18 protein-coding genes are annotated in these 24,628 nt (G+C 71.3%); 4 read left to right on the plus strand and 14 right to left on the minus strand.

Annotated features, from left to right (window positions below; translation table 11 throughout):
* Positions 1-2: 2 nt before the first annotated feature.
* The 5 genes from VJN29_RS10040 to alaS are packed head-to-tail and all read right to left on the minus strand — an operon-like array spanning position 3 to position 5,946.
* On the minus strand, positions 3-704 hold the full coding sequence (locus VJN29_RS10040; RefSeq protein ID WP_324143487.1) for a prepilin peptidase: 702 nt from the start codon (positions 702-704) through the stop codon (positions 3-5).
* A complete protein-coding gene (locus VJN29_RS10045) occupies positions 701-1,525 on the minus strand; it encodes a shikimate dehydrogenase (protein ID WP_324143488.1) in 825 nt (274 codons plus the stop codon). The genes VJN29_RS10040 and VJN29_RS10045 overlap by 4 nt, the downstream gene beginning before the upstream one ends.
* Positions 1,526-1,553: 28 nt before the next feature.
* Positions 1,554-2,777, minus strand: a complete 1,224-nt coding sequence (gene mltG, locus VJN29_RS10050; protein ID WP_324143489.1) for an endolytic transglycosylase MltG — start codon at positions 2,775-2,777, stop codon at positions 1,554-1,556.
* A complete protein-coding gene (ruvX, locus tag VJN29_RS10055) occupies positions 2,774-3,271 on the minus strand; it encodes a Holliday junction resolvase RuvX (RefSeq protein WP_324143490.1) in 498 nt (165 codons plus the stop codon). The genes mltG and ruvX overlap by 4 nt, the downstream gene beginning before the upstream one ends.
* A 2-nt stretch (positions 3,272-3,273) precedes the next feature.
* Positions 3,274-5,946, minus strand: coding sequence for an alanine--tRNA ligase (gene alaS, locus VJN29_RS10060; protein ID WP_324143491.1), 2,673 nt, complete (start codon positions 5,944-5,946; stop codon positions 3,274-3,276).
* 245 nt (positions 5,947-6,191) lie between these two features.
* Here alaS and VJN29_RS10065 point away from each other — a divergent pair, with 245 nt between their 5' ends.
* Positions 6,192-6,794, plus strand: coding sequence for a DinB family protein (locus tag VJN29_RS10065; protein ID WP_324143492.1), 603 nt, complete (start codon positions 6,192-6,194; stop codon positions 6,792-6,794).
* Between the two features lie 103 nt (positions 6,795-6,897).
* Here the strand turns inward: VJN29_RS10065 and VJN29_RS10070 are convergent, their stop codons facing one another.
* Positions 6,898-8,298 carry a replication-associated recombination protein A gene (locus VJN29_RS10070; RefSeq protein ID WP_324143493.1) on the minus strand — a complete coding sequence of 467 codons (1,401 nt, stop codon included), beginning with the start codon at positions 8,296-8,298 and terminating at the stop codon, positions 6,898-6,900.
* An 18-nt stretch (positions 8,299-8,316) separates the two neighbouring features.
* Here VJN29_RS10070 and VJN29_RS10075 point away from each other — a divergent pair, with 18 nt between their 5' ends.
* Together VJN29_RS10075 and VJN29_RS10080 are read left to right on the plus strand one after the other, a co-directional pair.
* Positions 8,317-10,542, plus strand: coding sequence for an MMPL family transporter (locus VJN29_RS10075; RefSeq protein ID WP_324143494.1), 2,226 nt, complete (start codon positions 8,317-8,319; stop codon positions 10,540-10,542).
* 7 nt (positions 10,543-10,549) lie between these two features.
* A complete protein-coding gene (locus VJN29_RS10080; RefSeq protein ID WP_324143495.1) occupies positions 10,550-11,347 on the plus strand; it encodes a GNAT family N-acetyltransferase in 798 nt (265 codons plus the stop codon).
* 180 nt (positions 11,348-11,527) lie between these two features.
* On the opposite strand, the gene aspS is transcribed toward VJN29_RS10080, so the two are convergent.
* The 3 genes from aspS to VJN29_RS10095 all read right to left on the minus strand — a co-directional run bounded on the left by aspS (position 11,528) and on the right by VJN29_RS10095 (position 17,876).
* A complete protein-coding gene (aspS, locus tag VJN29_RS10085; protein WP_324143496.1) occupies positions 11,528-13,324 on the minus strand; it encodes an aspartate--tRNA ligase in 1,797 nt (598 codons plus the stop codon).
* Between the two features lie 201 nt (positions 13,325-13,525).
* Positions 13,526-16,714, minus strand: coding sequence for a PQQ-dependent sugar dehydrogenase (locus VJN29_RS10090; RefSeq protein WP_324143497.1), 3,189 nt, complete (start codon positions 16,712-16,714; stop codon positions 13,526-13,528).
* 253 nt (positions 16,715-16,967) lie between these two features.
* Positions 16,968-17,876 (minus strand): LysR family transcriptional regulator, encoded by a 909-nt coding sequence (locus VJN29_RS10095; protein ID WP_324143498.1) that lies wholly within the window; start codon positions 17,874-17,876, stop codon positions 16,968-16,970.
* 73 nt (positions 17,877-17,949) lie between these two features.
* Here VJN29_RS10095 and VJN29_RS10100 point away from each other — a divergent pair, with 73 nt between their 5' ends.
* On the plus strand, positions 17,950-18,909 hold the full coding sequence (locus tag VJN29_RS10100; protein WP_324143499.1) for an EamA family transporter: 960 nt from the start codon (positions 17,950-17,952) through the stop codon (positions 18,907-18,909).
* Here the strand turns inward: VJN29_RS10100 and VJN29_RS10105 are convergent.
* The 5 genes from VJN29_RS10105 to murJ are packed head-to-tail and all read right to left on the minus strand — an operon-like array spanning position 18,885 to position 24,570.
* Complete coding sequence (locus tag VJN29_RS10105; RefSeq protein WP_324143500.1) at positions 18,885-19,283, minus strand: YchJ family protein; 399 nt, start codon at positions 19,281-19,283, stop codon at positions 18,885-18,887. The genes VJN29_RS10100 and VJN29_RS10105 overlap by 25 nt on opposite strands.
* On the minus strand, positions 19,280-19,972 hold the full coding sequence (locus VJN29_RS10110; protein WP_324143501.1) for an NUDIX hydrolase: 693 nt from the start codon (positions 19,970-19,972) through the stop codon (positions 19,280-19,282). Before VJN29_RS10110 ends, VJN29_RS10105 begins: the two co-directional genes overlap by 4 nt.
* Positions 19,969-21,708: a CTP synthase gene (locus VJN29_RS10115; protein ID WP_324143502.1), complete on the minus strand. Its 1,740-nt coding sequence runs from the start codon at positions 21,706-21,708 to the stop codon at positions 19,969-19,971. The genes VJN29_RS10110 and VJN29_RS10115 overlap by 4 nt, the downstream gene beginning before the upstream one ends.
* Positions 21,709-21,724: 16 nt before the next feature.
* The gene (locus VJN29_RS10120) at positions 21,725-22,900 is read right to left on the minus strand and encodes a glycosyltransferase family 4 protein (RefSeq protein WP_324143503.1); all 1,176 of its coding nucleotides are present in this window, start codon (positions 22,898-22,900) and stop codon (positions 21,725-21,727) included.
* Positions 22,897-24,570 carry a murein biosynthesis integral membrane protein MurJ gene (gene murJ, locus VJN29_RS10125; protein ID WP_324143504.1) on the minus strand — a complete coding sequence of 558 codons (1,674 nt, stop codon included), beginning with the start codon at positions 24,568-24,570 and terminating at the stop codon, positions 22,897-22,899. The genes VJN29_RS10120 and murJ overlap by 4 nt, the downstream gene beginning before the upstream one ends.
* Between the last annotated feature and the right edge of the window lie 58 nt (positions 24,571-24,628).

Below are 24,628 nucleotides of genomic sequence, written 5' to 3' on the forward strand. Positions count from 1 at the left end.
CCTCAGACGAGCGGGCGGATCTCGACGAGGAGCGCGAGCAGCGCGCCCACCAGCATCCACGGGCCGAAGGCGATGTGGTCCTTGCGGGACCCCAGCCGCAGGATGATCCGGCCGAGACCGTAGGCACCGGAGAGCAGGAACGCCGCGTAGGTCGCGATGACCGGCGCCCACGGCGAGAGGTAGCCGGTCGCGATGCCGATGAGTCCAGCGAGGGTGACGTCGCCGAGGCCGAAGCCGCTGCGCAGCAGTGCGGCCACGAGCGCCAGCAGGAAGTAGATGCCCCAGAGGACAGCGCCCGCGACGAGGGCCCGGCGCAGGGCCGCCCAGTCCCCCGAGGCCCACGAGGCGAGGGCCAGCTGACCGATGAGCATCGGGTAGGCGGGTCGCGTCAGGCCGTGCGGAAGCCGGTGGACGTCGGCGTCGACCCAGGCCAGGCCGACGCCGACGGTGGCGAAACCGAGGTAGGCGGGGGCGAGGGCGTACTCGGCGGTCGGGCCGAACCGCCACGCGAACAGGCCCCAGAGCACCGCGAGGGTCGCTGCCACGGCCCACACCGGCGGCCGAGGGCCCGGGCCGGTCTCGTGGTCCAGCCGGTAGCCGAGGGTCGCGAGACGCGTCCCGAGCACCCACCCGACCACGCCGCCCGCCGTGCACAGAGCTGCGACGTACCACCACGGAGTCGGTGGGAAGTCGACCCAGGTCACGCGCCGGCCCCGGGCCGCTGCCGCCTTCGCAACGCGAGCTCGCGCTCGAGCGCGTCGACCATCGCCTGGATCGGTGCCGGACGGCCAGTCATGAGCGAGACCTGCTCGGTCGCCTGGTGCAGGAGCATGGCGGTGCCCTCCTGCACGGTCCAGCCTGCGGACGCTGCCGCGGTCTGCAGGGGCGTGCGCCCGGCGCCGTAGACGACATCGAGAACGGTGCGCGGGCTCTCGTCGCGATCAGACCGCGGGAACACCTCGAGTCCGGTGACCGCCGCCGGGGGGACGGTGCTGATGACGACGTCGCTTCGCGACCACTGCCCCATGGGCACCTCCGAGACGGAGATACCCGCGCGACGCGCCTGCTCGACCGTCTCCGGCCGCGCGCCGGTGCGAACCATGAAGGTGATGTGTCGGGTGCCCGACGAGGCGAGCGCGGCCACGGCGGAGCGGGCCGTGGCGCCGCTGCCGATGATCGTCGCGTCGGTCGTGTCGTGACAGCCCGCGTCGAGGAGGGCGACCGCGATCCCGTGGACGTCCGTGTTGTGGGCCGTCCAGCCCACGGGCCCGCGCACGAGGGTGTTGACGGCGCCCGTGTCGGCCGCCGTCGCCGCGACCTGCGAAGCCGCGCGGAGAGCCACCTCCTTGAGCGGCATGGTCAACGAGAGTCCGCGCCAGGTGTGGTCGAGTCCGGCGAGCGCATCGTCGAACCCACCCTCGTCGACCTCGCGCGACTCGTACGTCCAGTTGCGCATGTGCAGCGCGGCGTAGGCCGCCCGGTGCAGGACGGGGGAGAGAGAATGCGCGATCGGTGACCCCCACACGCCGCACTTCACGCGGCGGCCGCCACGCTCAGCACTGGCCCTTGTTCGCCTGGCACCACGCCTGGAACTCGGCGACGTTGGCCTCGTGCTCCTCCCAGGTGACGGCGAACTTGGTCGTCCCCTTGCTGGGATCGACGGTGACGAAGTAGAGCCACGGGCCCTGAGCCGGCTGGGCCGCCGCCTGGATCGCACTCTCGCCAGGGTTCCCGATCGGCCCGGGCGGCAGTCCCGTCACCTCGTACGTGTTGTACGGGCTCTTGCTCGCACGGTCGGCGTCCGTCGTCGTGATGCCATGTTTGCCGGTCGCGTAGTTGACCGTGGAGTCGAACTGCAGCGGCATGTCCTGGGCGAGCCGGTTCTCGACGACGCGGGCCACCTTCGGGCGGTCTTCCGGGAAACGCGCTTCCGCCTCGACGAGGCTCGCCACGATCATCGTGCGCTCCATCCGGTCCGGAGTGACCCCCAGCGCCTCGAGGCGCTTCGTCGACTCGGCGACCATCTTGCGCAGGTGGTCGACGGCCGTGGTGTCCGGCTCGAACTCGTAGCTCGCCGGGAAGAGGTATCCCTCGACGTTGCCCTTCGCCGAGGGAGGCAGGCCGAGCGCGGCACCGTCCTTGGCCGCCTTGGCATACTCCGCGACGGGGATTCCCGTGGCATCGGACAGGATCGGGTAGACCTCCTTGGCCCACTTGCCCTCCGGTACCACGACCTTGGTGACGATTCGGTTGGCGGGATCGACGAGGATGGCGAGCGCGTCGGTCGCCTTCATCTGGGTGCGCATCTCGTAGACACCGGGCTGGATTCCGGCGCTCTTCGGGTCGTCGCTCGCCGCCTCGATGAACGCCTTCGTCGTCTTGACGACGTCCTGGTCGGCAAGGACCGTCGCGATGGCCGATCCCCCGGCACCCTGCGCCACCGTGACGCGGACCGAGCCCGAGCCCGGACCGGGGTAGTCGTTCGGCTCGAAGAACCCCGCGACGACTGGGCGCAGGTAGGTGTAGGCGATCAACACCCCCCCGCCGACGATGGCCAGGGCCAGGACGATGACGGCCAGGCGGCGCAGCACGGACGGCTTGCCGCGGGGGGCCTGGCCCTTCCGTTTGGCCGCGCGTTGCGCGGCGAGCTCGGCTTCCTTCGCCTCGCGGCGGGTCCGCGGCGGTGGCGTCGGCTGGACTGCCTCCTGTTCGTGGCCGTTGTCGTCGGCGGACTCGTCGTGCTCGCCGAAGATGGAGGCCTCGAGATGGTCCTTCATCGTCGACGTTCCTTCTTCCGTGCTCTGCCGAGCGAGACGATCTCACCCGATGGCCTGCCCGACAACGCTTCCGCGTCAAGGGCCGACTGGAGGATCAGCACGGCGGCAGCCTGGTCCACGACCGATCGCTGTCCCCGACCCGGCACACCGCTGTCGTGCAGTCTCTTGTGCGCCGCCACCGTGGTCAAGCGCTCGTCGACGAGCCGCACCGGCACCGGAGTGACCCTGGCCGCGAGCTGACCGGCATAATCCCGGGCAATCCGGGCCGCCGTGCCCTCCTGGCCGGACAGCAGCCTCGGGAGGCCGACGACCACCTCGACGGCGGCCCGTGCGGTCACGAGGGCAGCGATCGCCTCGACATCGGCGCCGCTGCGCTGGTCCCGGGGCAGGGTCTCGACGGGGTGCGCGAAGGTGCCCGACGGATCGGAGGCGGCGACGCCGACGCGAGCGTTGCCCACGTCGACGCCGATTCGCACACCGGTTCGGGCAGGCACGGTCACGCGCCTCGTTGCCGGAGCTGCTCCTCGACGGCGCCGAGCGCGGTCGAGACCTTCGAGGGATCGGTGCCACCGCCCTGGGCGATGTCGTCCTTGCCGCCGCCGCCGCCCCCGAGGACCTGTGCGGCGGTCTTGACGAAGACACCGGCCTTGAGACCGATCTCGCGTCCCCGCTCGTTGGTCGCGACGATGACGATGGGCCGGCCGTTGGAGACGCCCGCCATGGACACGAGCGACGGCCGGTCGTTCCCGAGGCGGCGGCGCACGTCGAGGACGAGGCCGCGCAGGTCGTCGGCCGTGACCTCCGCTCCCGCGTCGTGGCTGACGAAAGTCACCCCGCCGAAGTCGCGAGCCGTGGCGACGAGTCCGGGCGCGGCACCGAGGACGTGGGCGTGCTTGACCGCCGCAATCTCCTTCTCGGCCTCCTTGAGCTTGGTCAGGATGATCGCGATCCGGTCGGGCAGCTCCTCCTTGCGGACCTTGAGCTGGTCGGTGAGCTGGCCGACGATCGCCGCCTCGCGGGCCAGGTAGTGGTACGCATCGGAGCCGACGAGCGCCTCGACCCGGCGGACGCCGGAGCCGATCGACGCCTCCCCGAGGAGCTTGACGACGCCGAGCTGGCCGACCCGCAGGGCGTGCGTGCCGCCGCAGAGCTCTCTGGACCACTCACCGATGGACACGACCCGGACCCGGTCGCCGTACTTCTCGCCGAACAGCGCCAACGCCCCCATCCGCCGGGCCTCGTCGAGGGACATGACGTCGGCCATCACGGGCAGGTCGTCGAGCAGGACGGCGTTGACCTTGGCCTCGATGTCGGCCATCGCCTCGTGCGGCACCGGACTCTGCGCCTTGAAGTCGAAGCGCAGCCGGCCAGGAGAGTTCTCCGAGCCCGCCTGCGTCGCCGCGTCGCCGAGCTCCTCGCGGAGCGCCTGGTGAACCATGTGCGTCGCGGTGTGCGCGCGGGACACGGACCGACGCCTGGCCACGTCGACGAGCGCCTCGGCCTCGGCGCCCGTGACCGCCTCCCCCTCGAGGACCGTCGCGCGATGGACGATGAGGCCGTTCACCGGCTTCTGGACGTCCCGCACCTCGATGAGCGCACCATTGGCGAGGCGGATCCTCCCGTGGTCGGCAAGCTGCCCACCGGCCTCGGCATAGAGGGGCGTCCGGTCGAGCACGAGCTCGACCTCGTCGCCCGCGCTCGCGGACTCGACGAGCGCTCCGTCCTGGATGAGCCCACGGATCCGGGCCTCGGACACCACCTCGTCATAGCCGGTGAACTCGACCTCTCGACCGAGCTGGTCCGCCAGCTGGCGGTAGACGGACACGTCGGCGTGCGTCATCTTCTTCGCCTTGGCGTCGGCCTTGGCCCGGTCGCGCTGCTCGGCCATGAGCCGCCTGAACCCGGGCTCGTCGACGTTGAGGCCCTGCTCGGCCGCCATCTCGAGGGTGAGGTCGATCGGGAAGCCGTACGTGTCGTGCAGCTGGAACGCCTCGCTGCCGCCGAGGGTCCCCGACCCGCTGGACTTGGCCCGGGCCACCGCGACGTCGAGGATCGTCGTGCCGGCGCTCAGCGTCCGGTGGAACGCGTCCTCCTCCGCGTAGGCGACCTGGCTGATCCGGCCGAAGCCGGACTCGAGCTCGGGGTAGGACGCGCGCATCTGGTCCTTGCTCACGGGCAGCAGGTGCTCGAGGGTCGGGGCGTCCACGCCGAGCAGCCGCATCGAGCGAACCGCGCGGCGGATCAGCCGGCGCAGCACGTAGCCACGGCCCTCGTTCCCGGGCGTGACACCGTCGCCGATGAGCATGAGGGCGGAGCGCACATGGTCGGCGACGACCCGGAACCGGACGTCGTCCTCGAGGTCGGCGCCGTAGCGGCGACCCGACAGCTCCTCGGCGGCCGCGATGACCGGGAACACCTCGTCGATCTCGTAGAGGTTGTCGACGCCCTGGAGCAGGTAGGCGACGCGCTCGAGTCCCAGACCGGTGTCGATGTTGCGCTTCGGGAGCGGGCCGGCGATGTCGAAGTCGTCCTTGGCCCGGACCGCGGACAGGTCGTCCTGCATGAACACGAGGTTCCAGAACTCGAGGTACCGGTCCCCCGCCTCCCAGTCACGGTCGGCGCCGAACTCGGGGCCTCGGTCGATGAGGATCTCGGAGCATGGTCCGCCCGGCCCGGGGACGCCCATGTTCCAGTAGTTGTCCTTCTTACCGAGGCGCACGATGCGGTCGTCGGGGAGCCCGGCGACCCGCTTCCAGAGCGCGATCGCCTCGTCGTCCTCGTGGTAGACCGAGGCGTACAGGTCCTTCTCGTCGAACCCGTAGCCACCGTCGTGCTGTGGCCTCGTCACGAGCTCCCAGGCGAGCTCGATGGCGCCCTCCTTGAAGTAGTCGCCGAAGCTGAAGTTGCCGTTCATCTGGAAGAACGTGCCGTGACGCGTGGTCTTGCCGACCTCCTCGATGTCGAGGGTTCGCACGCACTTCTGCACGCTCGTCGCACGGGCGTACGGCGGCGTCTCCTGACCGAGGAAGTAGGGCTTGAACGGCACCATCCCGGCGTTGACGAACAGGAGGTTGGGGTCGTCGTGCACCAGTGGCGCGCTGGGGACGACGGTATGACCCCGGCTCTGGAAGAAGGCGAGCCAGCGTCGCCTGATCTCGGCGGTTTCCATGATCGTGAGGTCCTTGCTGATGTGGGTGGATGAGGTCGGGGCGGGGTCAGACCGCGCTCACGCGCGTGGCTGACCCCCGGAGAGCTCGTGCCCACCGGACGGCTCGCGCACCCAGCCGGCCCGAGGCCACTGGGCGGGTCATCTCGCACACATCCATGACCTCTAACCCTAGCCGACGAGCGGGATACACCGTTGATCCGTTGTCGCCGCCCCGCGGCCTGTCTCGGCTCTGGCAGCCTAGGTCCATGACGACGGACGACCGAGGCCCCAACGATGACCTCAAGGCGACGTTGCTGGGCTACCTGCAGCGCGCCCGGGACGCCGTGCTGTGGAAGCTCGACGACCTGTCCGACTACGACGTGCGGCGTCCGCTGACCCCGACCGGCACCAACCTGCTCGGTCTCGTCAAGCACCTCGCCGGGGTCGAGTCCGGCTACTTCGGATTCGTCATGGACCGGCCGTTCCCCGAAGCGCTCAGCTGGCTGGACGAGGACTCGGAGCCGAACTCGGACATGTGGGCGACCGCCGACGAGCCACGCGAGGTCGTCGTCGGGCTCTACCGGCGGGTCTGGGCGCACGCAGACGCGACGGTGGCCGCGGTGCCGCTCGACGCGCAAGGGCTCGTGCCATGGTGGCCGGAGGAGCGGCGCCGCCCGACGCTGCACACGCTCCTCGTCCACGTGACCGCCGAGACGCACCGGCATGCGGGCCACGCCGACATCGTCCGCGAGCTCGTCGACGGGGCGGTCGGGCTGCGGCGCACCGCAACCAACCTGCCTCCCGGCGATGCGGCGTGGTGGGCCGCCTACCGCCAGCGGCTCGAAGCGGTCGCGGCGTCCTTCCGTTGAGAATCGCCCCTCACGCTGCTCCACCGCGACACCGGCCGGGGCACGCGAACCCCCGCCTTCTTCTGCCGTATGCCGCTGAGCCGGGTTCTCGACGAACGAGCCGTCAGCCGTCCTGCCGAGGCGCCTTCCCCAACCGCTCGTCCAGCCAGTCCATCCTGGCCCGCAGCCGCTCCTCGAAACCGCGGTCCGTCGGCGCGTAGTACGCCGTCTGGCCCTGGAGGTCATCGGGGAGGTACTGCTGCCTGGCCACGGCATCCGGCTCGTCGTGGGAGTAGACGTAGCCGGACCCGTGCCCCAGCCGCTCTGCGCCGGCATAGCCGCTGCCTCGCAGGTGGGGCGGAACGGCACCCCCCCGGCCCGCGCGCACGTCCGCGACCGCGGCGTTGATGCCGTTGTAGGCGGCGTTCGACTTCGGCGCCAGCGCGTTGTGGACCACAGCCTGCGCGAGGATGATGCGCGCCTCGGGCATCCCGATCTGGGCGACGGCGTGCATGGCCGCAACCGCTGTCTGCAGGGCCGTCGGGTCAGCCATCCCGATGTCCTCGCTCGCCGCGATGACGACTCGACGCGCGATGAAGCGCGGGTCCTCGCCGGCCTCGAGCATGCGGGCCAGGTAGTGCAGGGCCGCATCCACGTCACTGCCCCGCATGGACTTGATGAGCGCGCTGGCCACGTCGTAGTGCTGGTCACCGGTCCGGTCGTAGCGGACGGCCGCGTGCGCGATCGCCTGCTCGACATGGGCGAGCGTGACGGGCACGGGCGAGTCGTCGCTCCGGCCGGCCGGCTGGGCGTCGAGGGCGACCCCGGCCCCGGCCTCGAGAGACGTCAGCGCGCGACGGGCATCGCCGCCCGACGTCCGGACCAGGTGGTCCATGGCGTCGGCGTCGAGGGTGTGCGCTCCCGCGAACCCTCGCTCATCCGACAGCGCCGACTCGACCACTTGGCGGATCTCCTTGTCTGACAATGGTTTCAGCGTCACGAGAACAGAGCGGGACAGCAACGGGGCAATGACGCTGAAGGACGGGTTCTCCGTGGTGGCGGCCACGAGGATGACCGTCCGGTTCTCGACACCGGGCAGCAGGGCGTCCTGCTGCGCCTTCGTGAACCGATGGATCTCGTCGAGGAAGAGCACGGTCTGGCGCCCGTACAGGTCCCGCTCCCGCATCGCGGACTCCATCACGGCGCGGACGTCCTTGACGCCCGCAGTCACGGCGGACAGCTCGACGAAGCGCCGGTCCGCCGCCGTCGCGACGAGGTGGGCGAGCGTCGTCTTGCCGGTCCCGGGTGGGCCCCAGATGATCGCCGAGAGGGGGCCGGCCGCTCCCCCACTTCCCTCGATGAGGCGCCGCAGGGGGCTGCCCGGGCGCAGCACCGCCTGCTGGCCACGGACCTCATCGAGCGAGCGAGGCCGCATGCGGGCGGCCAGTGGGGCCCCGCCCGCCGAGGCCGGCCGGCCCTCGCGCTCGGCCGCGGAGGCGGCACCGAAGAGGTCGTCGGTGGTCACTGTGGAAGGCTATCTGGCGTGCGCGAACGATCCACCTCGACGCAGGCGCCCCGGCCCGAGCTCCCGTCCGCGCGCCCGTCGTTCCTCGCCCGTCTCGGCCGCAGCACGGGGCAGCATCCGCTGCGGTGGGTCGTCGGGTGGGTCCTCGCCGCCCTCGTCTCCTTCGCGGTCGCGGTCGGTGGCATCACAGGGGAGTCCCTCTTCAACCGGCTGACGTCCGGTGAGCCCCGGGTCCCCGGCCAGTCCCAGACCGCGCGGGACATCATCGAGTCGGTCGAGCCCACGTCGGAGGGCGTGATGCTCCAGGTCGACGGCGCTCCACTGGACGACTCTCGGGCCGTCGCGGGCGCGGCTGCCGCATCGGCGGCCCTCATGGAGATCCCGGGCGTCGCCTCGGTGCGGTCGCCGCTCCTGTCGCCCAGCGGGCTCGCCGACCCCGAGGTCCGGCCGCTGCTCGCCGGCGGCACGACCGAGTCCGGGCGCTTCCTCACGATCGCCGACCTCGACGAGGCGCTCACGGACAGCGAGCTCGACGCGGCGCGGTCAGCAGTGGAGGCCCATCTGGCGGAGGTGGCGGATGCCCTCCCCGGCGCGACGGGCACGGTGGGCAGCTACCACCATGTCCTGAAGGCGGTCACCGGCACGATCGAGCGCGATCTCGTCCGTGGCGAGGGCATCGCGCTTCCGCTGACGTTCCTCGTCATGGTCTTCGTGTTCGGCGGCTTCGTCGCCGCTGGCATGCCGATCGCAGGAGCTATCATCTCGATCGGCGGCGCGCTGCTGTCCCTCTTCGCCTTCTCGCACGCCCTCGATCTCGACGCCACCGTCGTCAACATCGTGACCCTGCTCGGGCTGGGCCTCTCGATCGACTACGGCCTGCTCACCGTCAACCGGTTCCGCGAAGAGCTCGCCACCGTCGCGCCGGGCCGTACCGCGACGCGTGAGGAGGTCGTCCTCGCCTCGGAGCGGACCGTGGCGACGGCCGGCCGGACCGTCCTCTTCTCGGGCATCACCGTGGCGATCGCCCTGTCCGGTCTGCTCATCTTCGAGGCGGAGATCATGCGGGCGATCGGCCTCGCGGGCGTCAGCGTCGTGCTCGTGGCGATGGTCGTGGCGGTGACGCTCGTGCCGGCTCTTGCGGTGCTCGGCGCCAAGCGCCTGGGCCGCAAGGCGTCGCGCGCGGTCGAGGACACCGGCGTGTTCTCCCGGCTGGCCGTCGCCGTCCAGCGCCGTCCCGTCGTCGTCATCCTCGCCGGCCTGGTCGTCCTCGTCGCAGCGGCGCTGCCGACGCTCGACATGCGGCTCACCGCGTCCGGCACGGAGCTGCTCCCCGTGACCGCGCCGCAACGGGTCTTCTTCGACACCCTGCGCAGCGACTACCCGGCCCTCGCCGCGCCCGAGGTGACCGTTGTCGCCCGCAGCGCCGACACCGCGGCCGTGACGGCGGCGCTCCAGCCGCTCCGTGCCGAGCCGGGGGTCACGGACTTCGCCGTCCGACCGCTCGGGAGCGAGTACCAGCTCGCGAGCTTCCGCGTCGAAGGGCACCCGACCTCGGACGAGGCCCAGGACCTCGTCACGACGATCTCCGACCTGCAGCCCGACTTCGAGACCTGGGTCACGGGCCAGGCGTCCGGGCAGATCGACTTCCTCGACTCGATGAGCCGGCGCGCCCCCTACGCCGTGGGGCTCGTCGTGCTCGGCACGTTCGTCCTGCTCTTCCTCATGACCGGCTCGGTCGTCATCCCGGCCAAGGCCCTGCTCCTCAACGTCATCTCCCTCGGCGCCGCGCTCGGGGTCGTCGTCTGGATCTTCCAGGACGGGAACCTCGAGGGGCTGCTCGGCTTCACGTCCGTCGGGGCGGTCGAGTCGATGGTGCCCTTCCTCGTGCTCGCCTTCGGCTTCGGCCTGTCGATGGACTACGAGGTCTTCCTGCTGTCCCGCATCACCGAGGAGTACCACGCAGGTGCGCAGAGCGACCGGGCGGTCTCCCTCGGCCTGCAGCGGACGGGCCGGATCATCACCTCGGCCGCGCTGCTCATCATCATCGTGTTCGCCGGGTTCATCGCCGGTGACATCCTCATCATCAAGCAGATGGGGGTCGCCCTCGTCGCCGCGGTGGCCATCGACGCCACGATCGTCCGCATGCTCCTCGTCCCCGCCACGATGACCGTCCTCGGCCGTTGGAACTGGTGGGCCCCGGCTGGGCTGCGCCGCCTGCACCACCGATTCGGGATCAGGGAGTGACCCAGGCATGACCGGCCGGCGCCAACGGGTGCGCGCCATCCGCCTGACCACCAACGCCGAGCTGCTGGCGGCAACCGGCGGTGACGCCTTCATCCGCTACGACCTGCCCGACCCGCTCGAGGGTCCCGGCTGGTCGCTCGGAACCGCCGTCATCGTCCCCCGCCGGACCCACACTCGCCGCCTCGGGCTCGTCGTCATGGGGCGGCCGGACGACGTCGAGGAGCTCGCGGAGGAGCTGGCGGACCGCAACGTCTTCGACGACCCTCGTCTGCTCCATGCCACCGTGGAGTGGACCGCCTTCCCGGCCTTCGCCGGCGTCGTGCCGCTGACCGACGTCGGCGGCGACTGGGAATGGATGTGCATCCGGACCGATCCTCCCCGGGTGGACGGCGAGGATCGCGTCGTCGGGCTCGACGCGACCGACGAGGAGCAGATCCGCGCCCTTCTCGAGGTCGCCAACGCGCGCACGGACGCTCGGCCCTTCGAGACCCCGGGACAGCGTTGGGTGGGCGTACGGGACGCCGACGGCACCCTGGTCGCGTGTGGGGTCCGGGTCCGGACGCTGGCCGGCACCCCGATCCTCGAGGGCATCACCGTCCGCGCGGACCAGCGCGGCACCGGACTGGGTCTCGCCGTCACGGCGCGACTGACCCGCGAGGCGGTCCGTTCGGACGGCGTCTGCACACTGGGGATGTACTCCGACAACGACGTGGCGCGGCGGCTCTACCACGGGCTCGGCTATGGCGACGACCACGTGTGGTCGAGCCGCCGCCTCGCTGCCGACGCGAGCCCGGCCGCGCTCTAGCTGTACCCGCTCCCCACAGCACCTCTCGGCAACACACCGAGTAGGTTCCAACACACCGGCCGCGGATCGCGGTGCGTCCGAACCTGGTCGGTGTGTTGCTGGGTCGCCCCCAGCCCCACGAGGACGTATGCCGCTGCGCTCGGCGAGCTCAGCGGCATACCTCCTGCTGTGGTGGGGTCGTCACACCCGTGCCGGCGACGGCTCGGGAGTGGCGTCGACCCCCGCTTCCTTGCGCTGGACCGGCGTGATCGGCGCCGGGGCGCCGGTGAGCGGGTCGAACCCGCCGCCGGACTTCGGGAAGGCGATGACGTCGCGAATCGACTCCGTCCGCGCGAGGAGCGAGACGATCCGGTCCCAGCCGAAGGCGATGCCCCCGTGCGGCGGGGCGCCGTACTGGAAGGCATCGAGGAGGAAGCCGAACTTGTCCTGCGCCTCCTCGTGGTCGATCCCCATGACGTCGAAGACCCGCTCCTGGACGTCGCGGCGGTGGATACGGATGGAGCCACCGCCGATCTCGTTGCCGTTGCAGACGAGGTCGTAGGCGTAGGCGAGCGCCGACCCGGGGTCCTGGTCGAAGGTGTCCTCGAACTCCTTCTTCGGCGAGGTGAACGCGTGGTGCACGGCCGTCCACGCGCTGTAGCCGAGCGCGATGTCTCCCGAGGCCGTCGCCTCCGCAGCAGGTTCGAAGAGCGGTGCGTCGACGACCCAGAGGAAGCTCCAGGCCTGCTCGTCGACCAGTCCGCACCTCCTGCCGATCTCGAGGCGCGCCGCGCCGAGCAGCGCGCGGGACGGCTTGGTCGCACCGGCCGCGAAGAAGATGCAGTCGCCCGCCTTGGCGCCGACGTGGCCGGCGAGGCCGGCTCGCTCAGCATCGGTGAGGTTCTTGGCCACCGGGCCGCCGAGCTCACCATCCTCCCCCACGAGGACGTACGCCAGGCCACGAGCGCCACGCTGCTTGGCCCACTCCTGCCAGGCGTCGAGCTGCTTGCGCGGCTGGCTCGCTCCCCCGGGCATGACGACGGCGCCGACGTAGTCGGCCATGAAGACGCGGAACGTCGTGTCCCGGAAGTACTCCGTGCACTCGACGAGCTCCAGACCGAAGCGCAGGTCCGGCTTGTCGGAGCCGAAGCGGCGCATCGCCTCGTCGTAGGTCATCCGCTCGAACGGCGTCTCCAGCTCCACCCCGATGAGCCTCCAGATCTCGGCGATGACCGCCTCGCTGAGCTCGAGGACGTCCTCCTGCTCGACGAACGACATCTCGATGTCGAGCTGGGTGAACTCCGGCTGGCGGTCCGCGCGGAAGTCCTCGTCGCGGTAGCACCTGGCGATCTGGTAGTAGCGCTCCAGGCCGGCCACCATGAGCAGCTGCTTGAACAGCTGCGGGCTCTGCGGCAGGGCGTACCAGGACCCCGGGGAGAGGCGAGCCGGCACGAGGAAGTCACGGGCCCCCTCCGGCGTGGAGCGGGTCAGCGTGGGCGTCTCGATCTCGACGAAGTCCCGCTGGCCGAGGACCTTTCGGGCGGCGGCGTTGACCTGCGAGCGCAGGCGGATCGCCGCGCCCGCCGAGCTGGCGCCGGGTCGGCGCAGGTCCAGGTAGCGGTGCTTGAGCCGAGCCTCCTCGCCGACGCTGACGCGCTCGTCGATCTGGAACGGCAGCGGCGCACTCGGGTTGAGCACCTCGAGCTCGTCCACGACGACCTCGATCTCGCCGGTCGGCAGGTCCGGGTTGGTGTTGCCCTCCGGACGAACCCGCACCTGACCGGTGACCTTGACGCAGTACTCGTTGCGCACGTCGTGGGCACCACCCTCCTCGAGCACCTCGTCACGCGCGACGACCTGGGCGACACCGCTGGCGTCCCGGAGGTCGAGGAAGGCGACGCCACCGTGATCGCGCCGTCGCGCCACCCAGCCGGTGAGGGTGACGGTCTGTCCGGAGTGGTCGGCACGCAGGGTGCCGGCCTCGTGAGTGCGGAGCACGAAGGTGTCCTTCCGATGGTGCGGGGTTTCCAACGATGCGGCCGTATGCCGCTGGGCTCGGTCGCGCTCGGACGGCGTCGTCGTGCGCGGGGTCGGCGCGGGGCGCCGACGCCCAATCCTACGGGGTGCGAACCCGCCACACTGTGACGGTGGGATGCAGCCGGAGCGGGCCCGGCGGCATACGACGGTGTGGTGTCGACGTCAGGACGAGTACGCCCTCACCGCACCGGTCGACCGGTTCCAGACGAGGTACCCGTGCTGGAAGTTCTGGCGAATCCCGACAGTGACCGTGTAGGGATCGCTCTTCGGGTAGCCGAGCCAGGAGCGTTCCCAGCCGAGCTTGGCCCAGGCGGTCCGGATGGCGCCCGTCACCGGGTGCGCCCCGGTGCCGCTGCTCCAGAACATCGATCCGCCCTGGAAGTGCTGGTATCGGCCCACACCGCTCGCCGTGGCGTTCGTGTTCGTCGTCGGGTAGCGCAGGTAGGACGCCTCGGCCTTCATCGCGGTGTACCTGGACAAGATGGCGTCGCGCACGTAGTGGGCCCCGGTCGGGCCGGACGCATAGACCGCCCCGCCCTGGAAGCGCGCCACGTAGCCATTCCGGGACGCCGTGAGGGTGACGTCGATGGTCGGGTACCCGAGCCAGGATCGTTCCCAGCCGAGGCTGGCCCAGAGCGACCGGATGGTGCCGGTCACGACGTGCGCGCTTGAGTCACTGCTCCAGAAGATCGACCCATCCTGGAAGTGCTGGTACCGCCCCGCACCGCTGGCGGTGGCCCTGGTGTCGGTGGTCGGGTAGCGCAGCTGAGAGGTCTCTGCCCCGATCGAGCGGTACTTGGGCAGGATCGGGCTGGTGAGGTAGCGCGTCCCGGTCGTCCCTGAGTGGTAGATGACCCCCTTCTGGAAGACCGCGATGTAGCCGGTTCGCGACGCGGTGAGGGCCAGGTCTCGCGTGGGGTACCCGAGCAGGGACTGCTCGGCGCCCAGACCGATCCAGCGGTTGCGGACCGCACCACTGACCGCGTGGGCTCCGGAAGCCGCGCTCCAGTAGATCGAGCACGAGCTCGCGAAGTCGTTGTAGCGACCGTCGCCGTTCGTCGTGGGCAGGTCGTCGGTGACGGGAACTCCGCACCAGGACAGGCCGCCGAGAGCGGTGAACCGCTGGGCGATCGCCCCGGCCACGTAGTGGACTCCTGCTGCTGGGGACCAGTGGGCGGAGCCCTTGGAGAAGGTACGAGACCGTGTCGACAGGTCGCCTTGCTCCACTCCGGCCGGGTCGCCGAGGGCTGTCCTGAAGGCGGCGTCGCCGGCGTACCTCCGGTCGATGGGCGTCTGGTAGATCGCCTCGAGTGTGATGTCGCGAGACCCGACCACCACCTCGCGGTCACGGTTGACCTCGCCATCGCCCCAGCGCGTGAACCCCGACAGGCCGTCATGTCCCTTGTCCGCGGCGACGACCGTGATGGTCATGCCTTCGGTGAACACTGCCGAGGCGGCGCTGACGTCGGCCATGGTGAACGCCGCTGGCCACGTGCTGGTGATGGTCACACGGCGCTGCCGCGGCCGGACCGCGAACTCGGACCGGGTCGTCGCTCCCTTGCTGTCGGTGGCTGCGGCGGCGACCCAGAGCTGGGTGTCGCCCTCGTGGCCCTCCATGGGAAGGTCGAACAGGGCGCCCTGTCCGGTGGTCCCATGGTGCTGGTGGCAGTCGGTCACCGCGTAGCAGTGCTCGAGGCGCGACGACCAGGACACGGTCAGCGCACCGTCCTCGGGGTCGGATGCCGTTGCCTCTGCATGCACCGTCTCCCCGACCGCGTAGGTCACCGACGGGTCCGGCCAGGTGACGTCGAGGTTCGGCGCCAGGTTCGTCGGGTACACGGTCTGCGTCGTGCTCGACGTGGCGCCCAGCGGGTCGGTCACCGTCAGGGTGACGTCGTGGTGGTCGGGATCGGCGGGGAAACGGTGCGTCGTCGTCGGGCCGCTCGCCGTGGCGCCGTCGCCGAAGTCCCACCGGTAGGTCAACGTGTCGCCGTTCGGGTCGGTCGAGGACGTGCCGTCGAAGGTCATCGTGCCCGGTGTGTCGGTGACGCTCGTGTACGCGGCGGTCGGGGCGGCGTTTCCCGGCGCGTACACGAGGCGCCGCAGTCGGGCCGCTCCGATGTCGGCGAAGACGATGTCGCCGCCGCGGACCGTGTCGAAGCGGACGGGGGACCCGATCTCCGATCCGAAGCCGCCCTGTTCTGGGGTCGTCGTCAGGACACCAGCGGGCGAGAACGCCATGGTCCACAGCATCCCGTCGACGTAGTCCGCGAAGAAGTAGCGCCCTCGGTAGGCAGCCGGGTAGGAGGTTCCGGTGTAGACGACTCCCCCCGTGACGGCGGACCCACTGCCGGCGTGCGGGTACTCCCAAACCGGCTTCGTCGTCGTCACGCCTTGGCACTCGGCGAGCTCCGAGTAGCCCTTCGTCGGTGCGGAGCCTTCCCAGCACGGCCAGCCGTAGGAGTACCCCGGCCGAATCAGGTTGACCTCCTCGGTCGTGCTCTGGCCGACGTCGCCCAGGATCGGCAGGCCGGTCACCGGGTCGAGACTGAACCGGAAGGGGCTGCGCAGGCCGCTGGCAAAGACGAGGCTGCGGGGGGCCCGCGGGTCGCCCTGGTCGAAGAACGGGTTGGTCGGGACGCCCGAGCCGTCGGGCCTGAGGTGGAGCACCTTGCCGTGCACGTCGTTGACGTCGAGGGAGCGGAGGGCCACCTTGTTCAACGGTTCGACGACCCCGTCACCGACCGTGGTCCACAGGGTTCCGTCCGGTTCGACCACGATGGAGCCGAAGGAGTGCCAGCGCCCGTCCGAGGACGTCTCGAACACGGCCCGCTCGTCGGAGAGCCCGGTCGGGAGGCCGTCCTGGTCGACGACCACGGTCCATCTGCTGAGGCGCAGGATTCCGTTGGCGCCCGATCCCGGCCCGGTGCTCGGCACGGTCCGTGCCGTGTAGATAGCCCGGCTCGTCTCGTAGTCGGGGGCGGCTGCGACGCTCACCAGACCGAGGTCGCCCGCGGCGTTCACGGTGAGCGACGCAAGGCGCCTCGGTGTTCCGGTCCTGGGCACCCACTGGACGCGCCCGTACTTGCCCACGGCGACGAAGCTCTCGTCCGGCAGAAAGGCGAAGTCGGTCAGCAGGTCACCGGGACCGGACGCCGACGGTGCCGTCATGCCCGTCGCGATGTCCTGCAGCACGAAGCCGGATGGCAGGCGCTGGACCGCGACTGCGGGCTCGGGACGGACCGTGGCCGCGAGGGCTGCGGCGGCGATGAGGACGCCCACCATCAGCGCGGCGACGCGCCCCGCCCGGGCCCTGCTCCCGGCGATGCCATCAGGGCTCTGCGCCATCATCCTGATCCTCTGCCACATCATTGTCCGCGGGTTGAGCAGCGCCAACGCTAGTCGCCTCGGCGGACGCGGGGTGCCCGAATCGACAGAAGCGCACGCGGGGCACGCACGCCGAGCACGTCAGCGTCCCCTCAAACGGATGCGCGCCGGTCGTCTCGCCGGTGAACTCGTCACCCGGGTCGCATCCTGCTCCGTCTCCGGGAGGGGAATCCGAGCCACCAGGCCGGGTGCCCGGCGACGCACCCGTGCGCCAGACTCACGAAAGCAGCTGGGCCGACTCGGCGGAGAGGGCCTCAACGACCGCGTGGAGCGCCGGGCTCGTGCCCATCGTGGAGCGCCACACGACGCTCACGGTGCGGGCCGACAGCGGCTGCGTGATCGGTACCGCCCGCACGTCGTCCGGCAGCTCACCCCGACCGAGGCGCGGCACGAGGGCGACCACCTGACCCCCGCCCACGAGCGCGATGTGCGTTGCGAACTCCTGGGCGATGTGCCCGATACGTGGAGCGCGCCCGACGTCGGCGTACATCTTCACGAGCCACTGGTGGCAGATCGAGCCGGGCGCGACCGAGACCCACTCCTCCTCGAGCACGTCCTGAACCGACAGCTCGCCGTGGTCCGCGAGCCGGTGGGTCCGGTGCACGAGGACGTCGGCCACATCGCGTCCGACGTGCCGGATCTCGAGGTGGCTCGGGATGGCCAACGGGAGAGGTTCCCAGTTGTGCACGACGGCCAGGTCGTGCGAGCCGGCAGCGACGGCATCGACGGCATCCCAGGGGTCGAGCTCGTCGGCCTTGAGCACGACTCCCGGCGCGCTCGCGCGGAGCCGCTCAAGGGCTCCCGGCAGGATGCCACGATATGCGGTGGCGAAGACCCCGAGGCGCACGGAGCCGACGGGCTGGCCCTCGATGCCGCGCACCCGAGCCTCGAGTCGCTCCATCTCGGCCAGCAGGTCACGCGCCGACTCGGTCAACGACCGGCCGGCCTCGGTGAGCAGCACGCCACGTCCGCGGCGTTCGAGCAGCTGCACCCCGGTCTGCGACTCGAGTCGCTTGATCTGTTGGGAGACGGCGCTCGGAGTGTACTGGAGCGCCGTCGCCGCAGCACCAACGGAGCCGAGCCGCTCCACAGCGACGAGGGAACGGAGTGCAACGGGGTCGATCATGCAGCAACGCTACATGATCCACCCCAGAACTATTTGATGGTCTTTCACGATCAGCGGGCGCACACTCGTGGCCATGCGCCCACGCAACGCCGCCCTGGCCGTCCTCGTCGCCCTCATCTGGGGCAGCAACTTCGTGGCCATCCGGGTCGGGCTCGACGACGTGCCGCCCTTGCTCTTCCTCGCGATCCGCTTCGTCGTCGTCTGTCTGCCCGCCGTGTTCTTCGTCAGGCGGCCCGCGCTCCCCTGGCGTGACCTGCTGCTCATCGGCGCCTTCGTCAGCCTCGGCCAGTTCGCGTTGCTCTACGTGGGCATCCACCTCGGCATGCCGCCCGGCCTCTCGTCGCTCGTGCTCCAGGCCCAGGTCCTGTTCACCGTGGTCATCGCCGCCGTGTGGCTCCGGGAGCGGCCGTCCCAGCGCCAGCTCCTCGGCGTCGGACTCGGCGGAGCCGGACTGGTCGTCATCGCCGTGGGTCGCGGTCTGAGCTCGCCGCTCCTGCCGCTTGCGGTCGTCATCCTCGCGGCCGTCTCGTGGGCGATCGGCAACGTGCTCACGCGCCGGGTCGGGAGCGTGTCCGGCCTGGGCCTCACCGTCTGGACCGGGCTCGTCGTCCCCCTTCCTGCGCTGGCGCTGTCCTGGGTGGTCGAGGGACCGGACGCGATCGCGGCGGGCCTCGCGGCCTTCGGCTGGGAGGCCGCCGTCTCGACGGCCTACACCGCGTACCTGTCCTCACTTGTCGGCTACGGGATCTGGAACACGCTGCTCTCGCGCCATCCGGTGGCGAGCGTCACCCCCTTCGCGATGCTCGTGCCGGTCTTCGGCATGGCTGCGGCCGCCCTCGCCTTCGGGGAGCGTCCGACGCTGCTCGAGCTGTTCGGCGGCCTCGTGCTCCTCGCCGGTGTCGCGACCGCGGTCCTGCGCCGCAGGCCCAAGCCCAACCGCCCCCTGACTCAATCGAAAGAACAACTTCTGGGATCCAGGGACCAAGCTCGTCGGCCGGCCGCATCGGCTCAGACCGGATCGCCGTCGACGTAGAACCACCGCCCGGCTCGCCTGGCGAACCGGCTCACCTCGTGCAGCTGACCAGGGCCGAGGGGGCCGGAGCTGCGGGCGATGAACTCGACCACGCCGGTGACGTCATCCGGGCCACCGCCCTCGACGCGAAGGATCCGCAGGCCGAGCCAGTCGACCTCGGGGTCGACGGGCTGGCGCTCGGGGCGCGTTCGCGGATGCCACGTCCGGAAGATGTGGTCGGCGTGGTGGACCGCATACGCCGTGTACCGCGACCGCATCAGCTCCTCCGCGGTCGCCGGCACCCGGACGCCGTCGAGGACCGGCTCGCAGCACTCGCGGAAGGAGGGGCCCCCGCAGGGACAGGAACCGGCCATGTTCAGGGCTGACCTGGTCATGCGCCGTGGGGAGTGGACTCTCCCCCTCTTTGCGCCTCCCATGCCGGCCACGAGGCGTCCTTGTCACGCAGCGTCGCCCATCCCGCCGCCCGCGCCGCGTGCGCGGCGAGGACCCCGATGAGGGCTGCGCTGTTGCTGATCTGGGCTGCGAGGGCGGCTTCGTGCGCGTCATCGAGGGGCACCCAGAGGGGACGGATCGTCAGCTCCTCGGCTCGCCGCTCGTGCAGGTGCTCGCCGGACACGTCGCGCAGGTCACGGGCCAGGAAGATCCGGACCGGCTCGGGGAAGGCCCCGGCCGAGGCGAGCTCGTCGATGAGCGCGTCCCACTGTCCGGCGACGAGGTCGACCTCCTCGGCGAGCTCCCGGGCGGCCGCCTGCCAGGGCGGCTCCCCCGTGACGTCGAGGAGGCCCGCGGGCAGCTCCCACACGTGCCCGCGCGCCGCGTGGCGGTACTGCCGGATGAGCAGCACGTGGTCCACCCCGTCGAAGGGCTGGAGCGCGACGACGGCCACCGCGCCGGGGTGCTCGATGTAGTCCCGGACGACGACCCCGCCCTCGCCGAGGTCCACGCGGTCACGGCGGACGTCGAAGATCCTGCCGGAGAAGGGCACCTCCGAGTCGAGGACCGGTGCCGAGGTCCAGTCCTCGACGACGTCGGCGAGTCCGCCCCTCGGGGCCGAGAGGCTCACTCCGCGTCAGCCGGGACGGTGACGAGGGTGGGGTCGGAGACGGTCGACGAGTCGCTGTCATCGACGTGGCGTGGCCGCTCGACCTCGACGAGCCGCTCCGCGCGCTGCTGCTCGAGCGCGGCTCCGATGAGACCGGCGAAGAGGGGGTGCGCCCGGTTCGGACGCGAGAGGAACTCCGGGTGTGCCTGTGTCGACACGTAGTAGGGGTGGACCTTCCGGGGCAGCTCGACGTACTCCACGAGCTGCCCGTCGGGCGAGGTTCCCGAGATGACCAGTCCGGCCGCCTCGAGCCGATCCCGATAGCCGTTGTTGACCTCGTAGCGGTGCCGGTGGCGCTCCCGGACCTCCGCCTGGCCGTAGGCCTCGCGGACGAGGGAGCCCTCCGTGAGCGACGCGGGGTAGAGGCCGAGCCGCATCGTGCCACCCAGGTCACCGGCTCCCTCGACGAACGCCTTCTGCTCCTCCATCGTCGCGATGACCGGCGCCTCCGACTGGGGGTCGAACTCCGTCGACGACGCGCCCGCGATCCCGAGGACGCTGCGGGCGTACTCGATGACCATGCACTGGAGGCCGAGGCAGATGCCGAGCGTCGGGACCTGGCGCTCGCGAGCCCACGTGAGGGCGCCGAGCTTCCCCTCGATCCCTCGGACGCCGAAGCCGCCGGGAACGAGCACCGCGTCGACCTCGCCCAGGGCCTTCTGGGCGCCCTGCTGCGTCTGGCACTCGTCAGAGGCCACCCAACGGATGCGGACCTTGGCGTCGTGGTGGAACCCGCCGGCTCGCAACGCCTCGGTGACGGACAGGTACGCGTCCGGCAGGTCGATGTACTTGCCCACGAGGGCGACCTCGACCTCGTGCTCCGGGTCGTGCACCCGCTGGAGGAGCTGGTCCCACTCGGTCCAGTCGACGTCCCGGAAGCCGAGCCCGAGCCGCCTGATGACGTGGGCGTCGAGCCCCTCGCGGTGCAGCACCTTGGGAATGTCGTAGATGCTCGGCGCGTCGACGGCGGCCGCGACCGCGTCGACGTCGACGTCGCACATGAGCGAGATCTTGCGCTTGATCGGCTCCGGGATGTCCCGGTCCGCGCGCAGCACGAGCCCGTCGGGCTGGATGCCGACCTGGCGCAGCGCCGCCACGGAGTGCTGGGTGGGCTTGGTCTTGAGCTCCCCGCTCGGCGCGATGTACGGCACGAGGGAGACGTGCAGGAAGAAGCTGTTCTCGCGCCCGATGAGGTGGCGCACCTGACGGGCCGCCTCGAGGAACGGCAGGGACTCGATGTCGCCGACGGTGCCGCCGATCTCGGTGATGATGACGTCCGGCGCGTCCGGCGTCCCGGTGGCGAGGGCCCGCATCCGGGCGACGATCTCGTTGGTGATGTGTGGAATGACCTGGACCGTGTCGCCGAGGTACTCGCCGCGACGTTCCTTGGCGATGACGTTGTTGTAGACCTGCCCGGTCGTCACGTTGGCGGCGCCGACGAGGTTGACGTCGAGAAAGCGCTCGTAGTGGCCGATGTCGAGGTCGGTCTCGGCGCCGTCGTCGGTGACGAAGACCTCACCGTGCTGGAACGGGTTCATCGTTCCCGGATCGACGTTGATGTACGGGTCGAGCTTCTGCATCGTGACGCGCAGGCCACGCGATCGAAGCAGCCGACCGAGGCTGGAAGCCGTCAGGCCCTTCCCGAGCGATGAGGCGACGCCTCCGGTCACAAAGATGTGCTTCGTCGTTTCCACCACGGGCTTTAAGTCTACGTCATGGGCACGTCGCGGCCGTGTACCGCGCCACCCAGCGGCGCGCCTCCTCCTCGGGGGACGCCCACGTCGCCGCGCGAGCCCGAGCCTCGCTGGACAGGCGCCTTCTCAGGTCCGCGTCGCCGAGCAGCCGGTCGACGGCGTCGGCCACCGCATGTGCATCCCCAACCGGGACGAGCAGGCCCGCCTCTCCGATCAGGCCGGGCAGGCCACCCGTCCGCGGTGCGACGACTGGGACGCCGGCCGCCATCGCCTCCTGCACGACGAGGGCCCGGGCCTCCCACCGGCTCGTCAGGACGAAGACGTCCGCCGCCTTCAACCAGGCCTCCACGTCGGGCTGGGCACCGACAAAATCTAGTGGTATGCCGCTGAGCTCGCTCTCGAGGGACGCTCGCAGCCGCTCGTCCCCGCCACCCACGACGACCCAGCGGATCGGGCCACGCACCTTCCCGGCAGCAGCGACGAGCGTCGGCAGGTCCTTCTGCGGGGCGATCCGGGCCACGGTCAGCACGAGCGGAGCCTCCCGGTCTGTTCCTCCGACCTCCGCCGCGTCGGCGAGAGCCAGTCTCGCCGTCCGACGCTGCGCAGGCGTGCTCACCGGGGCCCGGAGCAGGCGCGGGACGGCGGGCGACGCGACGGTCGCGAGCTCGGCCTGCCGCGCGCCGAGGCCACGTGCCAGCTCGACGAGGTCCTCGCTCGCGCCGGTGACGAGTGCCGCGCGCCGCATGGCCCAGCTCAACACCTTCCGCACCGCCCCCGAGACCACGGTGTGGGCTCTGAGCGAGCCCAGCGGCATACGGCCGAGGGTGCCGTCCGGCTCGTGCGCCACGTCGTCGGGCAGCATGTTGTGCAGGGACACCACGAAGCCGGGCCGCGGCCTGGCGCGGGCGACGGCCACGGCGGCCACGACGGCGGCCTGGTGTCCGTGGGCGTGGACGACGTCGACGGTCCCCGCGAGGTTCTTGAGCAGGTGCCAGTCGACGAGGCCTCGCGGCGCGGAGAGTCCGCGGTGCACGGGCCACAGCAGGTGGGCGTCGGGCCAGCCGAAGGAGGCAGCCGTCGACGCTGACGTGGCGAGGACGACCTCGCTCCCCGCCGCCCTGAGGTCGCGCGTCAGGCGGTCGACATGGGCTCCGATCCCGCCCGTGGAGTCGCCGAGGACCATCAGCACCCTCATGGCCGCCCCGTGGTGTCCGCCGACCGCGGCACCGGTCGGCGCAGCTGTCGCAGGCGACGCGCCAGGCTGGGCTCGACGGTGAGGGCGACGCCCGCCATGACGGCCGCCGAGCCGACGCCGATCGCTGCAGCGAGGCCGACCGCACCGAGGAGGTCCGTCGCCACGATCCGCGTGCCGGCCACCCAGCCGACCACGGCGGCTGCCACGGCACCCGTCATGGCGGCGACGATCGAGCGACCCGGCACCGAGAGGGCCGAGCCGCCCCATACCCGTGCCACGAGGACGGTCAGGACGACGGCTCCGCTCACCAGACCAACGCTCGAGCCCAGCGCCAGGATCCGCAGGGTCGCCGGCCCGTCAGCGCGGTCCGGGTCGAGGACCAGGAACGGGGTGAGCGTCGTGGCCAGCCAGGCCAGCCCCACGACGGCACCCGCGAGCACCGCCCGGCCGCGGACGTAGCAGGCCCGACTGAGCAGGCCGATGACCGCCAGCGCCGGCACCGTGGGGGCGAACGCAGCCAGGGACTCGGACATCGCACCCAGCGTCGGGCCGGACGCGTCCGCCGCATCGCCCGCGTCGAGCAGGCGGAAGAAGGTGCCGACGGGACCTGCGACGGCGACGAGCATCGCCGCCCCGAAGGCACCCACGACGAGCGTCCCGAACCAGCTGTGCCGAAGCGTCGTGGCCGCTGGCGAGCCCGCGCCCCGCATCGCGGCGGCCGAGCCGTCCCTGCCCTCCAGGGCCGCAGCGCCGGCCAGGCTCGGGAAGGCAGCCGTGGCCAGAGGGACCGCGAGCACGGCGTAGGGAAGCAGGGCCACCGCCTGGGCGTAGGTGAAGACGTTCAGCGTGCCGACGCCACCTCGGTCATTGGCGAGCCGGATGACGACGAGGATGGCCAGCTGTTGACCGGCGACGGCGAGCAGGCCGGCGAGTGCGAGCGACCGGACCCGGCTGCCGACTCCAGTCGGGAAGCGCAGCCGCGGGCGGAGTCGGACCCGGGCCTGACGGATGGGGACGGCCAGGGGCAGCGCCATCGCGGCCACCCCCAGAGTCGTGCCCACCCCGAGGACGAGGACGGCCTCGCGTGGGATCTCGGCGATCGCGGCCGACGGGTCCGGCACGAGCGACCCGTAGGTGAGGTAGGTGGCGATGACGACGAGGCTGGACAGCAGTGGCGCGAGCGCCGCGGCCACGAACCGTCGGTGCGCCTGCAGGATGCCCGCGAGCACGATGGCGACACCGTAGAGGGGCAGCTGAATGGCGAAGATGGCGAGGAACTCGGCGCCGAGCCCGACCGCCGCGGGGCCGGTGCCGAGCAGGGCGGAGGCGATCGGGCGGGCGGCGAGCAGCACGATGGCACCGAGCGGCAGCAGCACGACCAGCGCCCAGGTCAGCAGCGCCGACGCCGTCTCGTCGGCGGACCGGCCGTCCGCACGCGCGAGTGCCCCCGCGACGAGCGGTATTGCCACCGCCGCCAGGACGCCACCTGCGGCGATCTCGAAGATGACGTTGGGAACGGCGTTGACGGACTGGTAGACGGTCCCGACGGGCGTCGCACCCACGGAGTGCGAGAAGCTCAACCAGCGACCGAAGCCGACGACACGAGCCAGCAGCGTGATCATCGCGATCGAGCCAGCGGCCGCGACCACGGTCCGCGTGACTGTGGGCACCGATCCTTGGGTTCCGGCGTCCGGGTCGCGGTGCTGCGGTACGTCGGGGCGAGGGTCC

Origin of the sequence: Intrasporangium sp., from assembly GCF_035280925.1 — a bacterium.
Lineage (GTDB): Bacteria > Actinomycetota > Actinomycetes > Actinomycetales > Dermatophilaceae > Intrasporangium.